The following is a 15,412-nucleotide window of genomic DNA, read 5'->3' as shown; positions in this document are numbered from 1 at the left end:
AGATAACGCTCCGCCAGATGGGTCAGCGCTTGCGGATCGCCATGGCGCGCCTGCTCGCGCAGCTCGGCCAGCGACATGCGGTAATAGCGGGCGTCTATCTGGTAACCCAGCTTGCGCAGCTGCTGCTTGCGCGCCTTTTCCTCCGCGCTTTCCTGCGCCGCGGCCGGATGCTGCCCGGATGATGGCACTGCGGGATCGCCGCCCACCGCGAAGCTGAAACCCTCCGCCACAGGCTTGGTGCCGCCCTGGCCTGCCGCTTCCCCCGTCCCGTTCCGCAGCTCGGTGCCGGGCTGCGCCGCGAGGGCCGGCTGGCCGCCGGCCCCTGCGGAATGAACGGGCAGCCAGAACCATGCCGCCGCGGCCGCTGTCCCGGCAGTCGCAATCAACAGTAAGGTTGCCCTTTTCATCGTCAGATCCGCGTCATGCAGCTATTGAAGCCATTGGCGTAGCCATAGCGGGAGTAGTAGTCGCGCTGCGACGGGGTGCCATGCTCCTGGTAATCTGCCGCGTCGCGCGCCGAGGCCACCGCGTTCTCGATGAAGCTGGGGTAGCGCAGATTGGTTTCGGCGTATTTGGCGAAAGTGCCGCCCACGCAATCCGCCTGCAGCTCCTGCATCGGCGGCCGGCGGTCGATCCCGCGAGTGAATTGAACAGAATGCCCCCACTCATGCGCCAGAATGAACTTGGCCACGTAGTTGCCATAGCTGTTTTCCTGCTGCTGCAGGAAACTGGTGCCAACGCTGATGGTATACGGGCCGCAGGCCATGGCGCTGGTCTCCGGCTCGCCGCAAGCATTTTGGTCCACATAGACCGTGGGCCTGGCGTAACTGCCCAGAAAACCGCGAATCTCGCCGGCGCTGGCCTGGATGTAGCTGTTGTTCACCGGCATCGCCAGCGCGCCTTGGCCTGCCAGAGCCGCCCCGAGGACGAACAGGCGGATGAATCGATGGGTCATGATCTCTTTCTCCTTGTTGTGTGGTGCCACGGAGATTTATTTATGCAATATGGGTATTGAGGTTTGAAAGAATCAATTCTGCTAAACGCCCAACTTGATATGCATATTGCATTTCATGGCTTTATCGTCCCCTCCCGCCAGAGTCCCCCGAAAAACAACCACCCAAAACTAAAGCGAGCCGCCTCTCGGCGCTCGCTTTAGTTTTTCACTTCCCGTCCCAGGCTCAGGCGGCTTGACCAGTGGCCGCCAGCACGATCTCGCGGATGCACACCCGTTGCGGCTGGCCGTAAGCATAGGCGATGGCCTGGGCGACATCGTCTGCCGCCAGCACGCCGCCCATCTGCTGCTTCCACTCCTGATAACCGGCCTTGATCGCCTCGTCGGTGGTATGGCCCAACAGCTCGGTTTCCACCGCGCCCGGCGCGATGGTGATGACCCGCACGCCCTGCCCGGATACTTCCTCGCGCAGGTTTTCCGAGATCGCATGCACGGCGAACTTGGTGCCGCAATAGGCTACGTGGCTGGGAAAGGTCTTGCGGCCAGCAATCGAGCTGATATTGATGATGGTGCCGCGGCCGCGCGCCTGCATGCCGGCCAGCACCGCATGGATGCCGTTGAGCAGGCCCTTGACGTTGACGTCCAGCATGCGCTGCCATTCGTCCGGATCCTGCTGCGCCATTGCGCCCAGCAACATCACGCCGGCATTGTTGACGATGGCGTCTGCCGGACCATACTTGGCCTCCGCTTCCGCCAGCGCTTGCCGCATGGCGGCGCGGTCAGTCACGTCTACCTGGCGGCACAGGGTATTCGGCAGCGCCAAGGCTTCCAGCCGCTCCACGCGGCGGGCCAGCAGCAACAGCGGATGGCCCGCCTGGGCGAACAGTTTGGCAGTAGCGGCGCCGATGCCGGAACTGGCGCCGGTGATCACGATCAGGGGCTTGTTCATGGATTGTCTCCTTCCATAAAAAAAAACGATGCAGAGTTAATGCATGGCAGTATAGTGAGCCTATATCGCCCTAAAAAATGATAAAAACCACTATCAGCCATCGGATTTTTCTATGGATATTCGCCAACTCAAGGCTTTTGTCGCCGTATTCGAAGAGCGCAGCATCACACTGGCGGCGCAACGGCTGTTCGTCACCCAGCCCACGCTGTCAGTCACCATCCGCCAGCTGGAAGAGGAACTGGGAACCGCATTGTTTGAGCGTCTGCCTCGCGGCGTGGCCGTCAGCGAGCATGCCAGGCTGCTGTACCCGCAAGCGCGGCGGATGCTGGCGCAAGCCGACGCCCTATCGAGAATGTTTCGCCAACAGCAAGACTGTCTGCCCTTGCGCGTGGGAATCGATCCAGACATCAGCCGCAGCCAGCTGGAAAGCTTGCTCGCGCGAATCGCCGCGGCGAAACCGGGGATTCTGGCCGAGGTGGTGGAAGGCTGCGATGGAGACGTCAGGCTGGCCGCGGAGGATGGCCGTTGCGAAGACGAGCTTTTCCAGCCGCTATGGGAAGAGGATTTCGTGCTGGCGGTGCCGTCTGGGCACGCCTTGGCTGCCTGCGCCGAAGCAGACCCGGCGCTGCTGGATGAGCCGGACTGGATCATCTGCCCTGGCCACCCCAGCCATCAGCGACTGTTGGACCTGCACGCGGCCGCCGCGCCATCCCTGGCGGTGGCGGCTCGCGCCGGCAGCCTGAGACTGGCCGCTCACATGGCCGCCGCGGGGATGGGAGTGGCGCTGCTGCCCGCCTCGCTGGCGGCAGACCATCCCGGCTTGCGGGCGGTAGCGCTGGCCGGGGCGCGGCCTACTCGGCGAGTCGGCCTGTGCTATCCGGCGCAAGCGCTGGAGCTGCCTGCGCTGCAGGCATTGCAGGAAAATTTGGATGCTTACAGCGGCAGCGGCGCGGCCAGGCCGTAGTTGTAGATCAGCATGGAGGCGGTGAACAGCATGACGAAGCCGATCAGGCAATCCAGCACGCGCCAGCTGACCGGTTTTTCGAACAACGGCGCCAGCTTGCCGGCAAACAAGCCGATGATGCCGAACCACAACACGGAGGCGCACAGGCTGCCCAGCAAGAAGGACAGATTGGCCTCTTCGCCGTAGACAGTGGACACGCCGCCGATCAGCACCACGGTATCCAGCCAGACATAAGGATTAAGCAGCGTCACCACCAAGATGGTGCGAATGGCGCGTTTGCGGTCGCGCTCCACGCTTCCCGCCAGCGACATGCCGCCGGCGCTCCACGCGGCGTGGAAAGACTTGAAGCCCAGCCACAAGATGAAGGCCGCGCCGCCCCAGGTCACCACGCTGAGAAAGCCCGGGATGCCGGCCACCACCTTGCCCATGCCCAGCACGCCGCTGGCAATCAAGAGAATATCCGCGACGATGCAGATGGCGATGATGGGCAGGACATGGCTGCGCCCTATGCCTTGGCGCAGCACATAGGCGTTTTGCGGGCCGATGCCGACTATCTGGCTGAACGAGATGCCCAGCGCGGAGAGAAAAACACTGAAATTGAACATAGCCTGCTCCTGAATCGTTAGCAGGCAGATTAACCGCAGATAGATAGTTAAGTAAAACTAATAAAAATCATGATACATAAGCAGGATTAATACTGTGCACATCCATGCCGCACAGATTCCAGTCGCGCACCCATCCGGGCAGCTCATGCGCCGCCAAAGGCGGCGAAATGCCATAGCCCTGCCCGTCATGGCAGCCTATCTCCTGCAGCCGCTGCCAGATCGCCCGGCTCTCCACGCCCTCCACCACCAGCTTGCGGCCGGTATAATGCGCAAACGACAGCATGCTGCGGATGATGGCCTCGTTGCCGGGCATGTCCAGCAGCAGGCGGACGAAACGCTGGTCAATCTTGATGGTGTCGAAGGGCAGTTGCTGCAAATGCACCAGCGACGACGCGCCGGTGCCGAAATCGTCCAGCGCGATGGACAGCCCCAGATCGCGGCAACGCTCCAGCTTGGCCGTGATTTGCTCCGCCTCCTGCTGGGTGACGCTCTCCAACACCTCCAGCTCCAGGAATCCATCAGGCATAGGATGGCTTTCCAGCAGCGCGTTGAGCAGGGGCAGGAAATCGTCGTGCTTCAGCGTGGCGGCGGAAAGATTGACGCTGACCGGTATCGACTGCCCCTGGCTGCGCCACTCGCTGGCCTGGCGCACCGCCTCGCGCAGCACCCACCAGTCCAGCTCCCGCATCAAACCGCTATTCTCGATGGCGGGGAAGAACTCGCCGGGCAGGACAAAACGGCCATCGCGCACCCAGCGCACCAACGCTTCCGCGCCTTCGATGCGGTTGGTCTGCAAATTGATCTTGGGTTGAAAGTAAAGCCTTAGCTCGCCGCGCGGCACTGCCATGGCGAAGGCGCTGCGCATCGCGTGCAGGCGGTGGATTTCCTCGTCCAGCGCCGCGTCGTAGTGGCGGCAATGGCCGCCGCCCTGCTCCTTGGCGCGATTCAGCGCCAGATTGGCCCGCCGCAGCAGGCTGGCGGGATCGCACGGTCCGGCCGGGCTGACCGCCACGCCGACGCTGCAACGCGCCTCCACCGTGACGCCCATCACTTCTACCGGCAGCGGCAGCTGCCGCAACACCGCGTCCACCAGCGCCTGGGCGCGGTCTACCCGCTCGGTGCAGGCCATGAAACGGGACGCGCCCACCCGGCCGACGTGTCCGAAGGGATAGATGGCGTCGCGCAACCTGCGCGCCATCTCGCACAGCACCATGTCGCCGCCGTCGTAGCCGAGCCTAGCGTTGATATCGTGAAAGCCTTCCACCGCGACAGCCAGCACCGCCACCTGACTGCCGCCATGCCTGGCGCCCAACAGACGGCCGATCAAGTCCTGCATCTGGCTGCGGTTGGGCAGGCCGGTCAAGGCATCGTGGCGGCTGAGAAAATCGAGTTCGGTTTCGATGCGCTGGCTGCGCTCCAGCGCCTCATGCCGCTCCAGCGCGCGGCCGATCTCGCGCGCCATCACGTCGAACAGGGCGAGCCGGGTTTGATCGAAGAAGCCGCAGTGCCGGGAATGCAGCGCCAACACGCCGATGACCTGCTGGCGCGCCAGCAGCGGCGCCACCAGCAAGCTGCCCTCGTCCAGGCCGCCAAGCCCATCGCGCCAGCCATGCAGGCCGGAATCATTGCGCACATCGTTGCTGACTTGCAGGGCGCGGCTGCGAACGGCGCGGACCGCCGGATTGGCTTCATGGCCGGCATCCAGCCGGACAAAGGAGAACATCTCCTCGCCTGGCGTGCTCCAGCCCTGATGCGCCAAGGCGGTCATCTGCAACTCGCCGCCATCCAGCATGCCCACCCAGGCGATATTGAAAGAGGATTCCTGCACGCATACATCGCAAACCGACTGCAGCATCACTCGGCGATCCACGCTGTCGGCCAGCGCCAGCGTGACGCCGCTCAAGGTGGAGTACAAGGCCGATATCGACTGCAGATGCTGCTGGCAGGAAGCCGATTCTTGCTGGATGCCGCGCTGGTAACCATGAGTTTTCAGCATCTGATCCAGCAGGATGCGCTTGCGCAACAGCCGCGCGGCCTCGGCGGCGGCCTCTTCGGGCAGCGGCGCTTGCGCCAGGCTGGCCAGCAGATGCGCCTGCACCCGCTCATACAGGCCGGACATCCAATCCAGGCCGATGCCCAGCCGGCAATAGGCTTCGCCGGCCTGGCTGAGCTGGCGGGCCCGCGCTTCGTCCAAAGGATGGCGCAGCAGCTTTTCCCAATCCTGCAACAAGCGCTCCACCGCCGCATCCAGGCAGCCCGCCTGTTGCAGCAGCAGCTCAGACTCGCGCTCGCTCTTCAGCAGATGCCAATACAGCTCCTTGGCCAGCAAGGGCCTTCGCGCCAGGCAAAGCTCGGCGTAGCGCGGCAATTGCGCCAGGTGTTCGGCCCGGATGCCGATAAAACGGCACATCCCCGCCAGGAGTGCCTTGTCTTCCGTCTGCATCTTCACATTCCGCGCCTGATTTGCATCAGGTCCGCCCCTTGCCCGCATCCATCGCTGCAATCATGACAACCCGCCCATGAGCGAGCTTTTTCTTGTATTGTGTTCCGGCGTCCCGATTCTGCGGCTGGCGGCAAGCCCATGGCGCGCAATCGAGATGCCGAAACCGGAACATGCCACGACGCTGGCTTTTAAGCAAGTCCAGCGGCATTGTTAAGCGGTATTATTAATCGGATTTTTACTCATACCTCTTCGGTGAGCGACTCTTGCTAGATCCAAGACAACTGCAGACCCTGGCGGCGGTGGCGGAAACCGGCGGATTCGACAAGGCTGCGAAAAAGCTGTTCCTGACCCAATCCGCCGTGTCGCAACGCATACGCCAGCTCGAAGAACTGCTGGGGCAGCCCGTTCTAACCCGCACGGTGCCGGCGGAGGCGACCGAAAGCGGCCGCCAGCTGCTGCAGCACTATCAGCAGCTGCTGCTGATGGAAGGCCAGCTGTTGCAAAAACTCAACCCCGCCACCCGGCAACGCGAATTCACCACGCTGGCGGTGGGCGTCAATGCCGACAGCCTGGCCACCTGGTATATGCAGGCGGTGGCGCCGGTATTGTCGGAGCGCGACCTGCTGCTCGACATCGTGGTGGACGACCAGGACCACACCCACGAACTGATGCGCACCGGCCACGTGATCGGCTGCGTCGGCACGCGCCCGGTGCCCATCCAGGGCGGGATCCAGCATTATCTGGGCGCGATGCGCTACCTATGCCTGGCCACGCCGGCATTCGCCGCCCGCTATTTTCCCAACGGCGTGGACCATGCCACGCTGGCGCGCGCGCCGTCCATCCTGTTCAGCCGCAAGGACGCGGTGCAGGGCCAGTTTCTGCGGCAGGCCGCCGGCTACGATGGCAGCTTTCCCAGCTTCACCATCCCATCGGCGCAGGGCTTCGTGGAACTGACGCGGCAAGGACTGGCCTATTGCCTGCTGCCGGAGCTGCTGCTGGAAGACGACTTGGCCAGCGGCAAACTGATAGACCTGTTTCCAGGCCAATACATAGACATTCCGCTGTACTGGCATCACTGGCGCGTAGAGTCGCAGCTGTCGCATGCGCTGACCGAAGCGATGCTGGACTATTGCGGACGATACTTGCGCCAAGACAAAGTGAAACAAGCCGAGCAATAGCAGAATCCATTCGACAACACGCTTGGGATCGGCGCGGCAAGCCTGCATTGACAAGGCCTTCGCCCTGTCGCATCATCCGACGCCGACCTGGTTTTATGGAGGCAGCATGACCAGCAATCAGCATGTACCCAGCAATGAACAGTGGGCAGAACTGGAAATGGCAGCGCGTCTGGCCGCGAAACAGGCTTACGCGCCCTATAGCAAGTTCTCCGTCGGCGCCGCCATTCTCGATGGCAACGGCAAAATCCACATCGGCTGCAATGTGGAAAACGCTTCATTCGGCCTGACCAACTGCGCGGAGCGCACCGCCGTTTACGCCGCGCGCGCCAATCAAGGCATGCAGGAAGTGACCGCCGTGTGCATCTACACCCCCACCGACACCCCTACCCCGCCCTGCGGTGCCTGCCGCCAGGTGCTGAACGAATTCGGCCCGACCATGCGAGTGCGCGCCATCTGCGATGGCGACGAGATGATAGACACCACGCTGGACCTGCTGCTGCCGGGCGCCTTCGGCCCCAAAAATCTGCAGGAACCCGTGGCCTGACCATCAATCGGTTCAGCCGCTCTAAACACAAAACGGAAACCCGAAGGTTTCCGTTTTGTGCTTCTCATCCGCACTCAAGCGCCAGCTACATGGCATAGCAAACCCAGCTGCTGCGCGGCTGGCAACCAAAGCAGCAACTGCGCGCGCTGACGCCCAGCCTCGTCCGCATCAGCAGAGCGGCACAACGCATCGGATACGGAACCGCCGTCGCGCATGGCACGCAGCAGCTGGTATTGCCATGGGTCAAGCGCATGAATCTGCACTCGCCATTGCGTCCTGGCCAAGGCCAACATGCAATGCCTGGCCTCCGGCTGCGGCGGCTCCGCATCTTCGCGCCGCAAAGCCTGCCAATACTCATGCACCGGCAGCGTGGTTTCCAACAGCCTGACGCTGGCCGGAACGCGCAGGCCGGCAAACGGATCGGCGGCGGCCAGCAGCGACAGCCACTCGTCCAGCGGGGCCTGCTCCATCGTCTCCACCCCCATCGCCCGCGACGCCTCCACATAGGCCCGCTCCAAGCTGGCCAACTCCACCGGCAGCCGGCACGATGATTGGTCTCCATCCGGCTGGCTGGCCGCCAGGAAAGCGGCGAAGCCGGCGCCCAGATCATGCAAGGAGGGCGAGCGCGGCGGACGAGAAGCGATATAGCCGCGCGCGAACAGGTCAAACAACGACGGCCCCAGCAGCTTGAGCAGCATGGGGTAGTCGGCGCGCAAACACTCCAGCAGCCGCTGCCAGTAGCCGTGATGGTAGATGCCGATGCGGTCGAGACGATCGCCGCGCGGAGGGGCGGACACGATGTTTTCATCGACGCCGAGGCTGCGCGCGGCCAAGGCCAGCCCATGCGGCAAGCCCTTGCACGCCGTCATGGCCGTCAGCAGCCAGAGCTGGCTGTCAAGCAAGGCAGGCTGACTCATGACTTTCCTTTCCGCCGGGCAAAGTTTCCGGCGCCTGTTCGTCCAACAGCCGGCGCGCCTTGCCCAGCTCCGACAGCAAGTCCGGATACGGCGGAATATCCGCGTCCCACTCCAGCAGCGTGCTAACGCCGCCGCAATGCCGCTGCGCTTGCAGATAGAGCTGCCAGACCGGTTCCGGCACCGGATGATCATGGGTATCGATCAGGCAGTCGCCGCAGTCGCTGGGCCCCGCCAGATGAATCTGCACGATATGCTCGGCCGGCAATTGGCGAATGTAGTGCGCCGGATCGAAGCCATGGTTGTAGCCGGAAACATAGACATTGTTGACATCCAGCAGCAGGCCGCAGCCGCACTCCTGCGCCAGCCGCGACAAGAAGGCCCACTCCGGAATCGTGGAGTGAGAAAATTGCAGATAGCTGCTGGGATTCTCCAGCACCAGCGGACGACCCAGGAAATCCTGCACCTGGTTCAGCCGGTCTCGCACATGCCGATAGCTCTCCTCAGTCAGCGGCAGGGGCAGCAGATCATGCGAGTTGACCGCCGCCACGCCGGTCCAGCACAGATGATCGGACAACCACGCCGGCCGCAGCTCTTCGGCCAGCCGGCGCAGTTGTTCCAGATAGCCCCGGTTCAGCGGATCGCAGCTGCCGATGGAGAGCGAGACCCCATGCATCACAATAGGCACGGCTTGCCTTAGCCCATCCAGCGCGTGCCTGGCATAGCCGTGGTGATCGATGAAGTTTTCACTGATGATCTCGAACCAGTCGACGCCGGCGCCATGCTCGGCAATGTGCGGCAGATGCACAGTGCGCAAGCCCACGCCGAAACCGAGATTGGGCAAGCCTAACCGGGGCTGGGTCACTGCGATCTCCTTGTCAGGTCGACGGCGGCAGGGCGATACGCAGCGGCGTCGGATTCGGCGGATCGCTCACATTGACACCAGGCGCACGCTTGGCCATTACCTCGCGGTAGGCCTGCCAGGCCTTGTCGTACACCGCCTCGCCGACGGCGAAGTCCAGCGTCTGCGGCAAGGGCTGGCTGGCATGCTCCGGCCCGACAAAGTCGTACAGCTTCATCTTGCCCTGGCTGGGGAATAGCTGCGACGCCGAGATAGGCACCGCGCAGCCGCCGAAGCTGGCGCACTTGTTGTCGCTGGGGGCGCTATACAGATCAGACCCCGGCGTCGGCGACGGTCCGCCGCATTGGCCGCAGGAAGCGCCTGCGGCATGCGCGTGCATCGTCGGCGCGGCTCGGCGCATCGCCGAACAGGAGCCGCCGCCGCTATCGCTCTGGACAAAGCCGCAGCCGCCTTCAGCCTTGCAACTATTGGAGCCGCGACAGGTGTGGTAGATCTCGATGGCGGCGCAAGTTTGGTCGAACGACCCATCAAGACTCATGCCCTGGCAGGCATGGTACAACCTACCGGCCTCGCGCTGCCCCACGCCCAGCGATAAGTCCGGCGCCTTGCCGAACACTGCCCAGCACAAGGAGACGCGGTCGCCCGAACCCACCATGGACGGATACGGGAAAGTCGCCTTTTGGTTTTCCCAATAGTTGTTCAGCACCGTGGTGATGCCTGCGATGGCGCCCACCGACACCTGGCTCAGTACCGAATACATCGTTCGGTCCTGCCTCAAGGTATTCAACGCGTCTGCCACCTGGGCCGGAGCGGGAATGTTCTTAGGCGCGGTGGCGGGATTGTATTCGGCATTGGTCAGCATGCCGGCCGTCCAGCGGTTGCCGCGAGCATGCCATTGCTCCCAGGTCTCGATCCGGCTTAACAGCAGGTACAGTTCGGTGAAGCGCTCATAATGGGTCCACTCCGAACTGTCGCAGCGCGCGGCCGCGTCCGCCGAGGGCACTTGCCCGCCGTCGCCGTCATAAGACGGGTAATCCACATCCAACGCGGTGCGATCTTCCCGGTACGGCTCCTTCACCTCCTGCAAGAGGGCGCCGCGGCGGTAGCGTCGCAGGCTGATTTCGGCGCCCTCGCCCTGGTCGGTGATGGCCGCCATCATGTCTATGGCCTTGTTGAACGAGCGGTCGCCATCCGTAAAGTCCTCCTGCGTGAACAGCGTGGACATCTGCGGAAACTCTTTCATCGGATGGCTCGGATTGCTGGCGCCATGCACATTGAACAAGTCCTGCTGCACCGAATCCGACATCGCCAATTTGTCCCACAGCGTCTTGCCGTCGGTGTATTCGATGCTGATGTACTGAGCCAGGCATTCGTACATCCAGCCTATGGTGCCGAACATAGGCAGGTCTTGCACACCCATCGTCGGCTTCCAGCCGGCGAACGGCACCTGCGGGAAGTAGCGGGCCTGCACTTGCGGCGGCTGCTTGGACAGTTCGGCGCGGGCCGCGCCCTCCGGCTGCTCGATGGCCCGGAACAGGGCGATCTGGTTTTCATTGAGCGCTTCCAGGTTCACCTGGACGTTGCGGTAGGTATCGGTGTCGCGCAGATTGATGATGTGCGGCAGCACCGACTGCTGCGGCCCATAGCAGATCCAGCCCAGATCCTTGTCCACCAGCGCCGGCGGCGTGAAATCCGGCTTGACCCCCATGGCGGTAGCCAGGTTGCCGGCCATCTGCAGATGCAGCATTTCCTGGATGAACACGCTGAAGATGATGTTGAAGGCGCGCTCGTTGTCGTTGCTCGCCTTGGCAACCGGCGCCGCGCCCGGCCACTGCCGGCCGCGATAGTAATCCTGGCCTTTGCTATTGATTTGGTGGGTGCCCTGAATCGAGTACATTGTGGTCATGTACAGCGGGATGGTGAACAACTCCACGCTGACCGCCGCCTGGATGATGGCGCGAGCGGCCGACTTGTCGCTTTCCAACTCGTTCAGACTGCGGTCGCAGATAGGCGCCATCCTGGCGCCGAGAACCGGAATTTCCATCTCATCCTCCTAAGAGAGCGCGCAAGGCGCAAGGCTGGGCACTGCCTTATGAATTTAGAAATTACTACTGGATATAAAAGCCCCGAATGGATATCTAAGGAATACTACTGACCTTAAGCGCAGCCTGGGAATCGGCGCCAGGCCATTTTCCAGCCGCAGAAAAACCCCGCCTGCGTCGCACGGCGGGGTTGTATGCAGCCCGGATCAGTGGCTTAGCGTCCGCCCAGAATGGCCTGCGCCACCGCCTCGGCGATCTTGATGCCGTCCACCCCCGCCGACAGAATGCCGCCGGCGTAGCCGGCGCCCTCGCCGGCTGGGAACAGCCCCTTGACGTTCAGGCTCTGGTAGTCGTCGCCGCGCGTGATGCGTAGCGGCGAGCTGGTACGGGTTTCCAGGCCAGTCAGCACCGCATCGTGCAGATCATAACCGCGGATCTGGCGCGCAAAATGCGGAATCGCCTCGCGCATCGCCTCCACGCAGAAGTCCGGCAGAATGCGCGCGAGGTCCGTCATGGTCACGCCCGGCTTGTACGACGGCTCCACCTCGCCCAGCTTGGTGGACGGTTTGCCGGCCATGAAGTCGCCCAATAGCTGCGCAGGCGCGAAGTAGTCGCCGCCGCCCAGGTCGTAGGCCTTGCTCTCCAACTCGCGCTGAAAATCCAGACCGGCGAGCGGGCCGCCCGGGTAATCGACTTCCGGCGAGATGCTGACCACGAAGCCGGAATTGGCGTTGCGCTCGTTGCGCGAATACTGGCTCATGCCGTTGGTGACCACGCGTTTCTCTTCCGAGGTGGCCGCCACCACGGTGCCGCCCGGGCACATGCAGAAGCTGTACACCGCGCGGCCGTTGCTGGCGTGGTGCACCAGCTTGTAGTCGGCGGCGCCCAGGATGGGATGGCCGGCATACTTGCCCCAGCGTGCCTGGTCTATCAGCGATTGCGGGTGTTCTATGCGCACACCGATGGAAAACGGCTTGGCCTCCATATACACACCTCGCTTTTCCAGCATCTGGAAGGTGTCGCGCGCGCTGTGGCCCAGGGCCAGCACCACGTAATCGCTGAGCACCTCGCCGCCGTCGGCCAGCTTCACGCCGCGGATGCGGCCGTTTTCCAGAATCACGTCGTCTACGCGCTGCTCGAAGCGGATTTCACCGCCAAGGGCGATGATCTCGGCGCGCATATTCTCCACCATGCTGACAAGGCGGAAGGTGCCGATGTGCGGGCGGGCCAAGTAAAGGATTTCTTCCGGCGCGCCGGCCTTGACGAACTCGGTCAGCACCTTGCGGCCCAGATGGCGCGGGTCTTTGATCTGGCTGTACAGTTTGCCGTCGGAGAAGGTGCCGGCGCCGCCTTCGCCGTATTGCACATTGGATTCGGTATTGAGCTGGCTCTTGCGCCACAGGCCCCAGGTATCCTTGGTGCGCTGGCGCACTTCCTTGCCGCGCTCCAGTACGATGGGCTTGAAGCCCATTTGGGCCAGGATCAGCGCGGCGAAAATGCCGCAGGGGCCGAAGCCAACCACCACCGGCCGCTGCTTCAGCTCGGCTGGCGCCTGGCCGACATAGTAGTAGTTGGTGTCAGGCGTGGGCGCCACGCGGCGATCGCCCTTGAAACGGGCGAACAGCTTGTCTTCATTGGCCACATCGACATCAATGATGTAGACCAGGCTCATCACGCCCTTGCGCGCGTCGTAGCTGCGCTTGAACACGGCAAAACCGCGAACGTCTTCGGCCGCCACTTTCAGAAAATCCGCCACGGCTGCGGCCAGCTCCTCCGGAGTATGATCCAGCGGCAGTTTCAGTTCGGAAATACGCAACATAAAAATCCAGTACCAGGTTGGTGTCTATTCAACGAGGCGCCATTGTAGCGGCAAACGGACGCGGCGGCACGACCCAGGTCAAGCCGCCGATTGCAATGCGTTCGGATGTTGACTATAGCCTTCTGTATAGTTCCCGCCGTCCGCCTATGGACTCCTGATGACAGCCGACGGCCCGCACCACCATTCCCCGCCCGCCTCCGCTCTGCGCCAAAGACGCGGCAGGCCTGCATGGGCGCACCGAAGATTTTGGCGTATCAGGAGCAAGACCATGAATCTGGAAATGCTGACGCAACCGATCATCCGATCAGCAATACAGGCATTGCAGCAGGGAGACCACTCCGCGTGGCTGGCTCAATTCAGCCCGGACCTCACCTTCACCGACGAGGGTCTGCCCGCCAACTTCCTCAAGTTCAGCGAACACGCCATGGGGCATGAGCGCTTCACGCGCATAGACCGCGTGGAGAATCAGGGCTTGGATATCTATGGAGCCTTCCACAGCGACCGCTGGGGAGATTTCGAGACCTTCTTCAAATTCCAGCTGGGCGGCGACGGCAAGATCCGCCAACTGGACATCGGCCAAGTCAGCCCCTTGGGCTAACCCGGCTCCGGCGTATGAAAGCGGCGCCTTCGCGGTGCCGCAAGCCTTGCACGCCGGCTCAAGCCACCCGCGCCAGCCTGCCGCCGTCTTCGTCCGGCGATTCGAAGCGCTTCCAGTCCACGATCATCACCTGGCTCAGGCCGCAATCGCGCGCCAACTGCGCTTCTATCTCTTCCAAGACCATATGCCCATGAATCACGCCGTTGATGACGACTTCGGCGCGGCGCATCACGCTATCGTCCGCGCTGACAAACCAGATGCAGTAACGACTCATCGGCAATCCTCCGGCTGGTGGTGCTGCGACACTGATGGAGATGTAAATATGGTCTGAATTGCCACTGCGCCGCAAGCCCGAATGCGCGCGATGCCGTTTTCCGCTGCGGCGGCATGGCAAACACGCCACGCCTTGCGCCTTATCGCGCCAGCGCCTCACGCAAGACAGACCAAGCCTGAGCCTTGGCCTCGAGCGGCAAGGTATGCGCCGGACTGGACGACGGCAGATCGATCAGCAGCAGATCGTCGCCGCAAGACTTCAACTGCCGCCGGCCGATTTTGGCTGCCGTGCCGCCGTTGAACGCCACGGCGCGCAGCGCCGGCAGCCCGCCCAGCAAATCAAGCAGCGCATTATGTTTCTGATTGCGGATGGCGGCGTCCAGGCTGCCCTTGCGCTCGGCCTGCGCGATGACGTCCCACAAGCCCACGCCATGGGCCAACAACGATTCCAATCTCGCGGGGTATGGCAGCGCGCGCAGATCGACGCGAATGACCGCGCCCAGCAGTTCCCAGAATTTATTGTGGGGATACGCGTAATACTGCCCGGCGGCCAAAGAGGCGTCGCCGGGCAGCGAACCCAGGATCAGCAAACGGGTATGGCTGTTTACCACCGGGGCAAAGCAGCGCTTGTCTCCTGGCGACATATCTCAGAACAGCTGTCCCTGCTGACGCGCCAGCCAGGCCTTGACCGGGCCAAAGGTCTTGCGATGCGCCGGCAGGATGCCGTGGGATTCGATCGCCGCCAGATGCTCCGCCGTGGGATAGCCCTTGTGGCGGGCGAAGCCGTATTGCGGGTGCAGGACATCCAGCGCCACCAGTTCGGCGTCGCGCGCGGTCTTGGCCAGGATGGACGCGGCGGAAATGGCCGCGACCTTGGCATCGCCCTTGACGATGGCCTCCCCCGGAACCGGCAGTTGCTTGGGCACGCGATTGCCGTCTATCTGCGCCAATGCCGGCCGTACCGACAATCCTTCCACCGCGCGCGTCATCGCCAGCATGGTCGCCTGCAGGATATTGAGCTTGTCGATCTCGTCCACGCTGGCGCTGGCGATGCACCAAGCCAGCGCGTCGCGCTTGATCAGCTCGGCCAGCGCGTCGCGCCTCGCCTCGCTCAGCACCTTGGAATCAGCCAGGCCGTCAATGGGCTTGGCCGGGTCCAAAATGACCGCCGCGGCGAATACCGCGCCAGCCAGCGGCCCCCGGCCGGCTTCGTCCACGCCGGCCAGCAAGGGACTCAATTGCATCGCGCCACATCCAGCACCGCGCGGG

16 protein-coding genes are annotated in these 15,412 nt (G+C 63.2%); 4 read left to right on the top strand and 12 right to left on the bottom strand.

Translation table 11 applies throughout. From position 1 onward, the window contains the following. The 3 genes from JHD59_RS19980 to JHD59_RS19970 all read right to left on the bottom strand — a co-directional run. Positions 1-407, bottom strand: a 407-nt coding sequence (locus JHD59_RS19980; protein WP_199155525.1) for a hypothetical protein, incomplete at its 3' end; no start/stop codon positions are given. A 2-nt stretch (positions 408-409) separates the two neighbouring features. Then, a complete protein-coding gene (locus JHD59_RS19975) occupies positions 410-955 on the bottom strand; it encodes a hypothetical protein (protein WP_103316792.1) in 546 nt (181 codons plus the stop codon). Between the two features lie 223 nt (positions 956-1,178). Further along, positions 1,179-1,901 (bottom strand): SDR family oxidoreductase, encoded by a 723-nt coding sequence (locus JHD59_RS19970; RefSeq protein ID WP_199155524.1) that lies wholly within the window; start codon positions 1,899-1,901, stop codon positions 1,179-1,181. 112 nt (positions 1,902-2,013) lie between these two features. Here JHD59_RS19970 and JHD59_RS19965 point away from each other — a divergent pair, with 112 nt between their 5' ends. Then, positions 2,014-2,865, top strand: coding sequence for a LysR family transcriptional regulator (locus JHD59_RS19965; protein ID WP_199155523.1), 852 nt, complete (start codon positions 2,014-2,016; stop codon positions 2,863-2,865). Here JHD59_RS19965 and JHD59_RS19960 read toward each other — a convergent pair. Next, positions 2,835-3,470: a LysE/ArgO family amino acid transporter gene (locus JHD59_RS19960; RefSeq protein ID WP_199155522.1), complete on the bottom strand. Its 636-nt coding sequence runs from the start codon at positions 3,468-3,470 to the stop codon at positions 2,835-2,837. The two genes, JHD59_RS19965 and JHD59_RS19960, sit on opposite strands and share 31 nt — an antisense overlap. 67 nt (positions 3,471-3,537) lie before the next feature. Then, positions 3,538-5,913 (bottom strand): EAL domain-containing protein, encoded by a 2,376-nt coding sequence (locus tag JHD59_RS19955; RefSeq protein ID WP_199155521.1) that lies wholly within the window; start codon positions 5,911-5,913, stop codon positions 3,538-3,540. 263 nt (positions 5,914-6,176) lie between these two features. Here JHD59_RS19955 and JHD59_RS19950 point away from each other — a divergent pair, with 263 nt between their 5' ends. Next, positions 6,177-7,091, top strand: a complete 915-nt coding sequence (locus tag JHD59_RS19950) for an ArgP/LysG family DNA-binding transcriptional regulator (RefSeq protein ID WP_103316805.1) — start codon at positions 6,177-6,179, stop codon at positions 7,089-7,091. A gap of 106 nt (positions 7,092-7,197) precedes the next feature. After that, on the top strand, positions 7,198-7,635 hold the full coding sequence (locus JHD59_RS19945) for a cytidine deaminase (RefSeq protein ID WP_103316881.1): 438 nt from the start codon (positions 7,198-7,200) through the stop codon (positions 7,633-7,635). 74 nt (positions 7,636-7,709) lie between these two features. On the opposite strand, the gene JHD59_RS19940 is transcribed toward JHD59_RS19945, so the two are convergent. The 4 genes from JHD59_RS19940 to JHD59_RS19925 all read right to left on the bottom strand — a co-directional run bounded on the left by JHD59_RS19940 (position 7,710) and on the right by JHD59_RS19925 (position 13,272). Continuing rightward, the gene (locus JHD59_RS19940) at positions 7,710-8,552 is read right to left on the bottom strand and encodes a DNA-binding domain-containing protein (RefSeq protein ID WP_199155520.1); all 843 of its coding nucleotides are present in this window, start codon (positions 8,550-8,552) and stop codon (positions 7,710-7,712) included. Then, positions 8,530-9,414: a DUF692 domain-containing protein gene (locus JHD59_RS19935; RefSeq protein WP_199155519.1), complete on the bottom strand. Its 885-nt coding sequence runs from the start codon at positions 9,412-9,414 to the stop codon at positions 8,530-8,532. Before JHD59_RS19935 ends, JHD59_RS19940 begins: the two co-directional genes overlap by 23 nt. Before the next feature lie 13 nt (positions 9,415-9,427). Beyond that, positions 9,428-11,455 (bottom strand): ferritin-like domain-containing protein, encoded by a 2,028-nt coding sequence (locus tag JHD59_RS19930; RefSeq protein WP_199155518.1) that lies wholly within the window; start codon positions 11,453-11,455, stop codon positions 9,428-9,430. 212 nt (positions 11,456-11,667) lie between these two features. After that, positions 11,668-13,272 carry an NAD(P)/FAD-dependent oxidoreductase gene (locus tag JHD59_RS19925; RefSeq protein ID WP_199155517.1) on the bottom strand — a complete coding sequence of 535 codons (1,605 nt, stop codon included), beginning with the start codon at positions 13,270-13,272 and terminating at the stop codon, positions 11,668-11,670. Between the two features lie 268 nt (positions 13,273-13,540). On the opposite strand from JHD59_RS19925, the gene JHD59_RS19920 reads away from it, so the two are divergent. Continuing rightward, a complete protein-coding gene (locus JHD59_RS19920) occupies positions 13,541-13,870 on the top strand; it encodes a hypothetical protein (RefSeq protein WP_103316816.1) in 330 nt (109 codons plus the stop codon). A gap of 58 nt (positions 13,871-13,928) precedes the next feature. Here JHD59_RS19920 and JHD59_RS19915 read toward each other — a convergent pair whose 3' ends face one another. The 3 genes from JHD59_RS19915 to rnhB form a co-directional block, all read right to left on the bottom strand. After that, entirely contained in the window at positions 13,929-14,144 is a 216-nt protein-coding gene (locus JHD59_RS19915) for a hypothetical protein (protein ID WP_071108530.1), read from the bottom strand. 139 nt (positions 14,145-14,283) lie between these two features. Then, a complete protein-coding gene (locus JHD59_RS19910; RefSeq protein WP_103316818.1) occupies positions 14,284-14,787 on the bottom strand; it encodes a DNA-deoxyinosine glycosylase in 504 nt (167 codons plus the stop codon). A 3-nt stretch (positions 14,788-14,790) separates the two neighbouring features. Next, positions 14,791-15,387: a ribonuclease HII gene (gene rnhB, locus JHD59_RS19905; RefSeq protein WP_199155516.1), complete on the bottom strand. Its 597-nt coding sequence runs from the start codon at positions 15,385-15,387 to the stop codon at positions 14,791-14,793. Positions 15,388-15,412: the final 25 nt, after the last annotated feature.

The sequence above is a fragment of the Chromobacterium sp. ASV23 genome (assembly GCF_016428945.1).
In the GTDB taxonomy this organism is placed as follows: domain Bacteria; phylum Pseudomonadota; class Gammaproteobacteria; order Burkholderiales; family Chromobacteriaceae; genus Chromobacterium; species Chromobacterium sinusclupearum.
This window is presented reverse-complemented; position numbering and strand designations above follow the sequence as displayed.

Bases quoted from the DNA above. Each gene is read 5' to 3' on its own strand.
- JHD59_RS19965 (WP_199155523.1), top strand. From the start codon at position 2,014: ATGGATATTCGCCAACTCAAGGCTTTTGTCGCCGTATTCGAAGAGCGC.
- JHD59_RS19920 (WP_103316816.1), top strand. From the start codon at position 13,541: ATGAATCTGGAAATGCTGACGCAACCGATCATCCGATCAGCAATACAG.
- JHD59_RS19960 (WP_199155522.1), bottom strand. From the start codon at position 3,470: ATGTTCAATTTCAGTGTTTTTCTCTCCGCGCTGGGCATCTCGTTCAGC.
- JHD59_RS19975 (WP_103316792.1), bottom strand. From the start codon at position 955: ATGACCCATCGATTCATCCGCCTGTTCGTCCTCGGGGCGGCTCTGGCA.
- JHD59_RS19955 (WP_199155521.1), bottom strand. From the start codon at position 5,913: ATGCAGACGGAAGACAAGGCACTCCTGGCGGGGATGTGCCGTTTTATC.
- JHD59_RS19930 (WP_199155518.1), bottom strand. From the start codon at position 11,455: ATGGAAATTCCGGTTCTCGGCGCCAGGATGGCGCCTATCTGCGACCGC.
- JHD59_RS19915 (WP_071108530.1), bottom strand. From the start codon at position 14,144: ATGAGTCGTTACTGCATCTGGTTTGTCAGCGCGGACGATAGCGTGATG.
- JHD59_RS19970 (WP_199155524.1), bottom strand. From the start codon at position 1,901: ATGAACAAGCCCCTGATCGTGATCACCGGCGCCAGTTCCGGCATCGGC.
- JHD59_RS19945 (WP_103316881.1), top strand. From the start codon at position 7,198: ATGACCAGCAATCAGCATGTACCCAGCAATGAACAGTGGGCAGAACTG.
- JHD59_RS19925 (WP_199155517.1), bottom strand. From the start codon at position 13,272: ATGTTGCGTATTTCCGAACTGAAACTGCCGCTGGATCATACTCCGGAG.
- JHD59_RS19910 (WP_103316818.1), bottom strand. From the start codon at position 14,787: ATGTCGCCAGGAGACAAGCGCTGCTTTGCCCCGGTGGTAAACAGCCAT.
- rnhB (WP_199155516.1), bottom strand. From the start codon at position 15,387: ATGCAATTGAGTCCCTTGCTGGCCGGCGTGGACGAAGCCGGCCGGGGG.
- JHD59_RS19940 (WP_199155520.1), bottom strand. From the start codon at position 8,552: ATGAGTCAGCCTGCCTTGCTTGACAGCCAGCTCTGGCTGCTGACGGCC.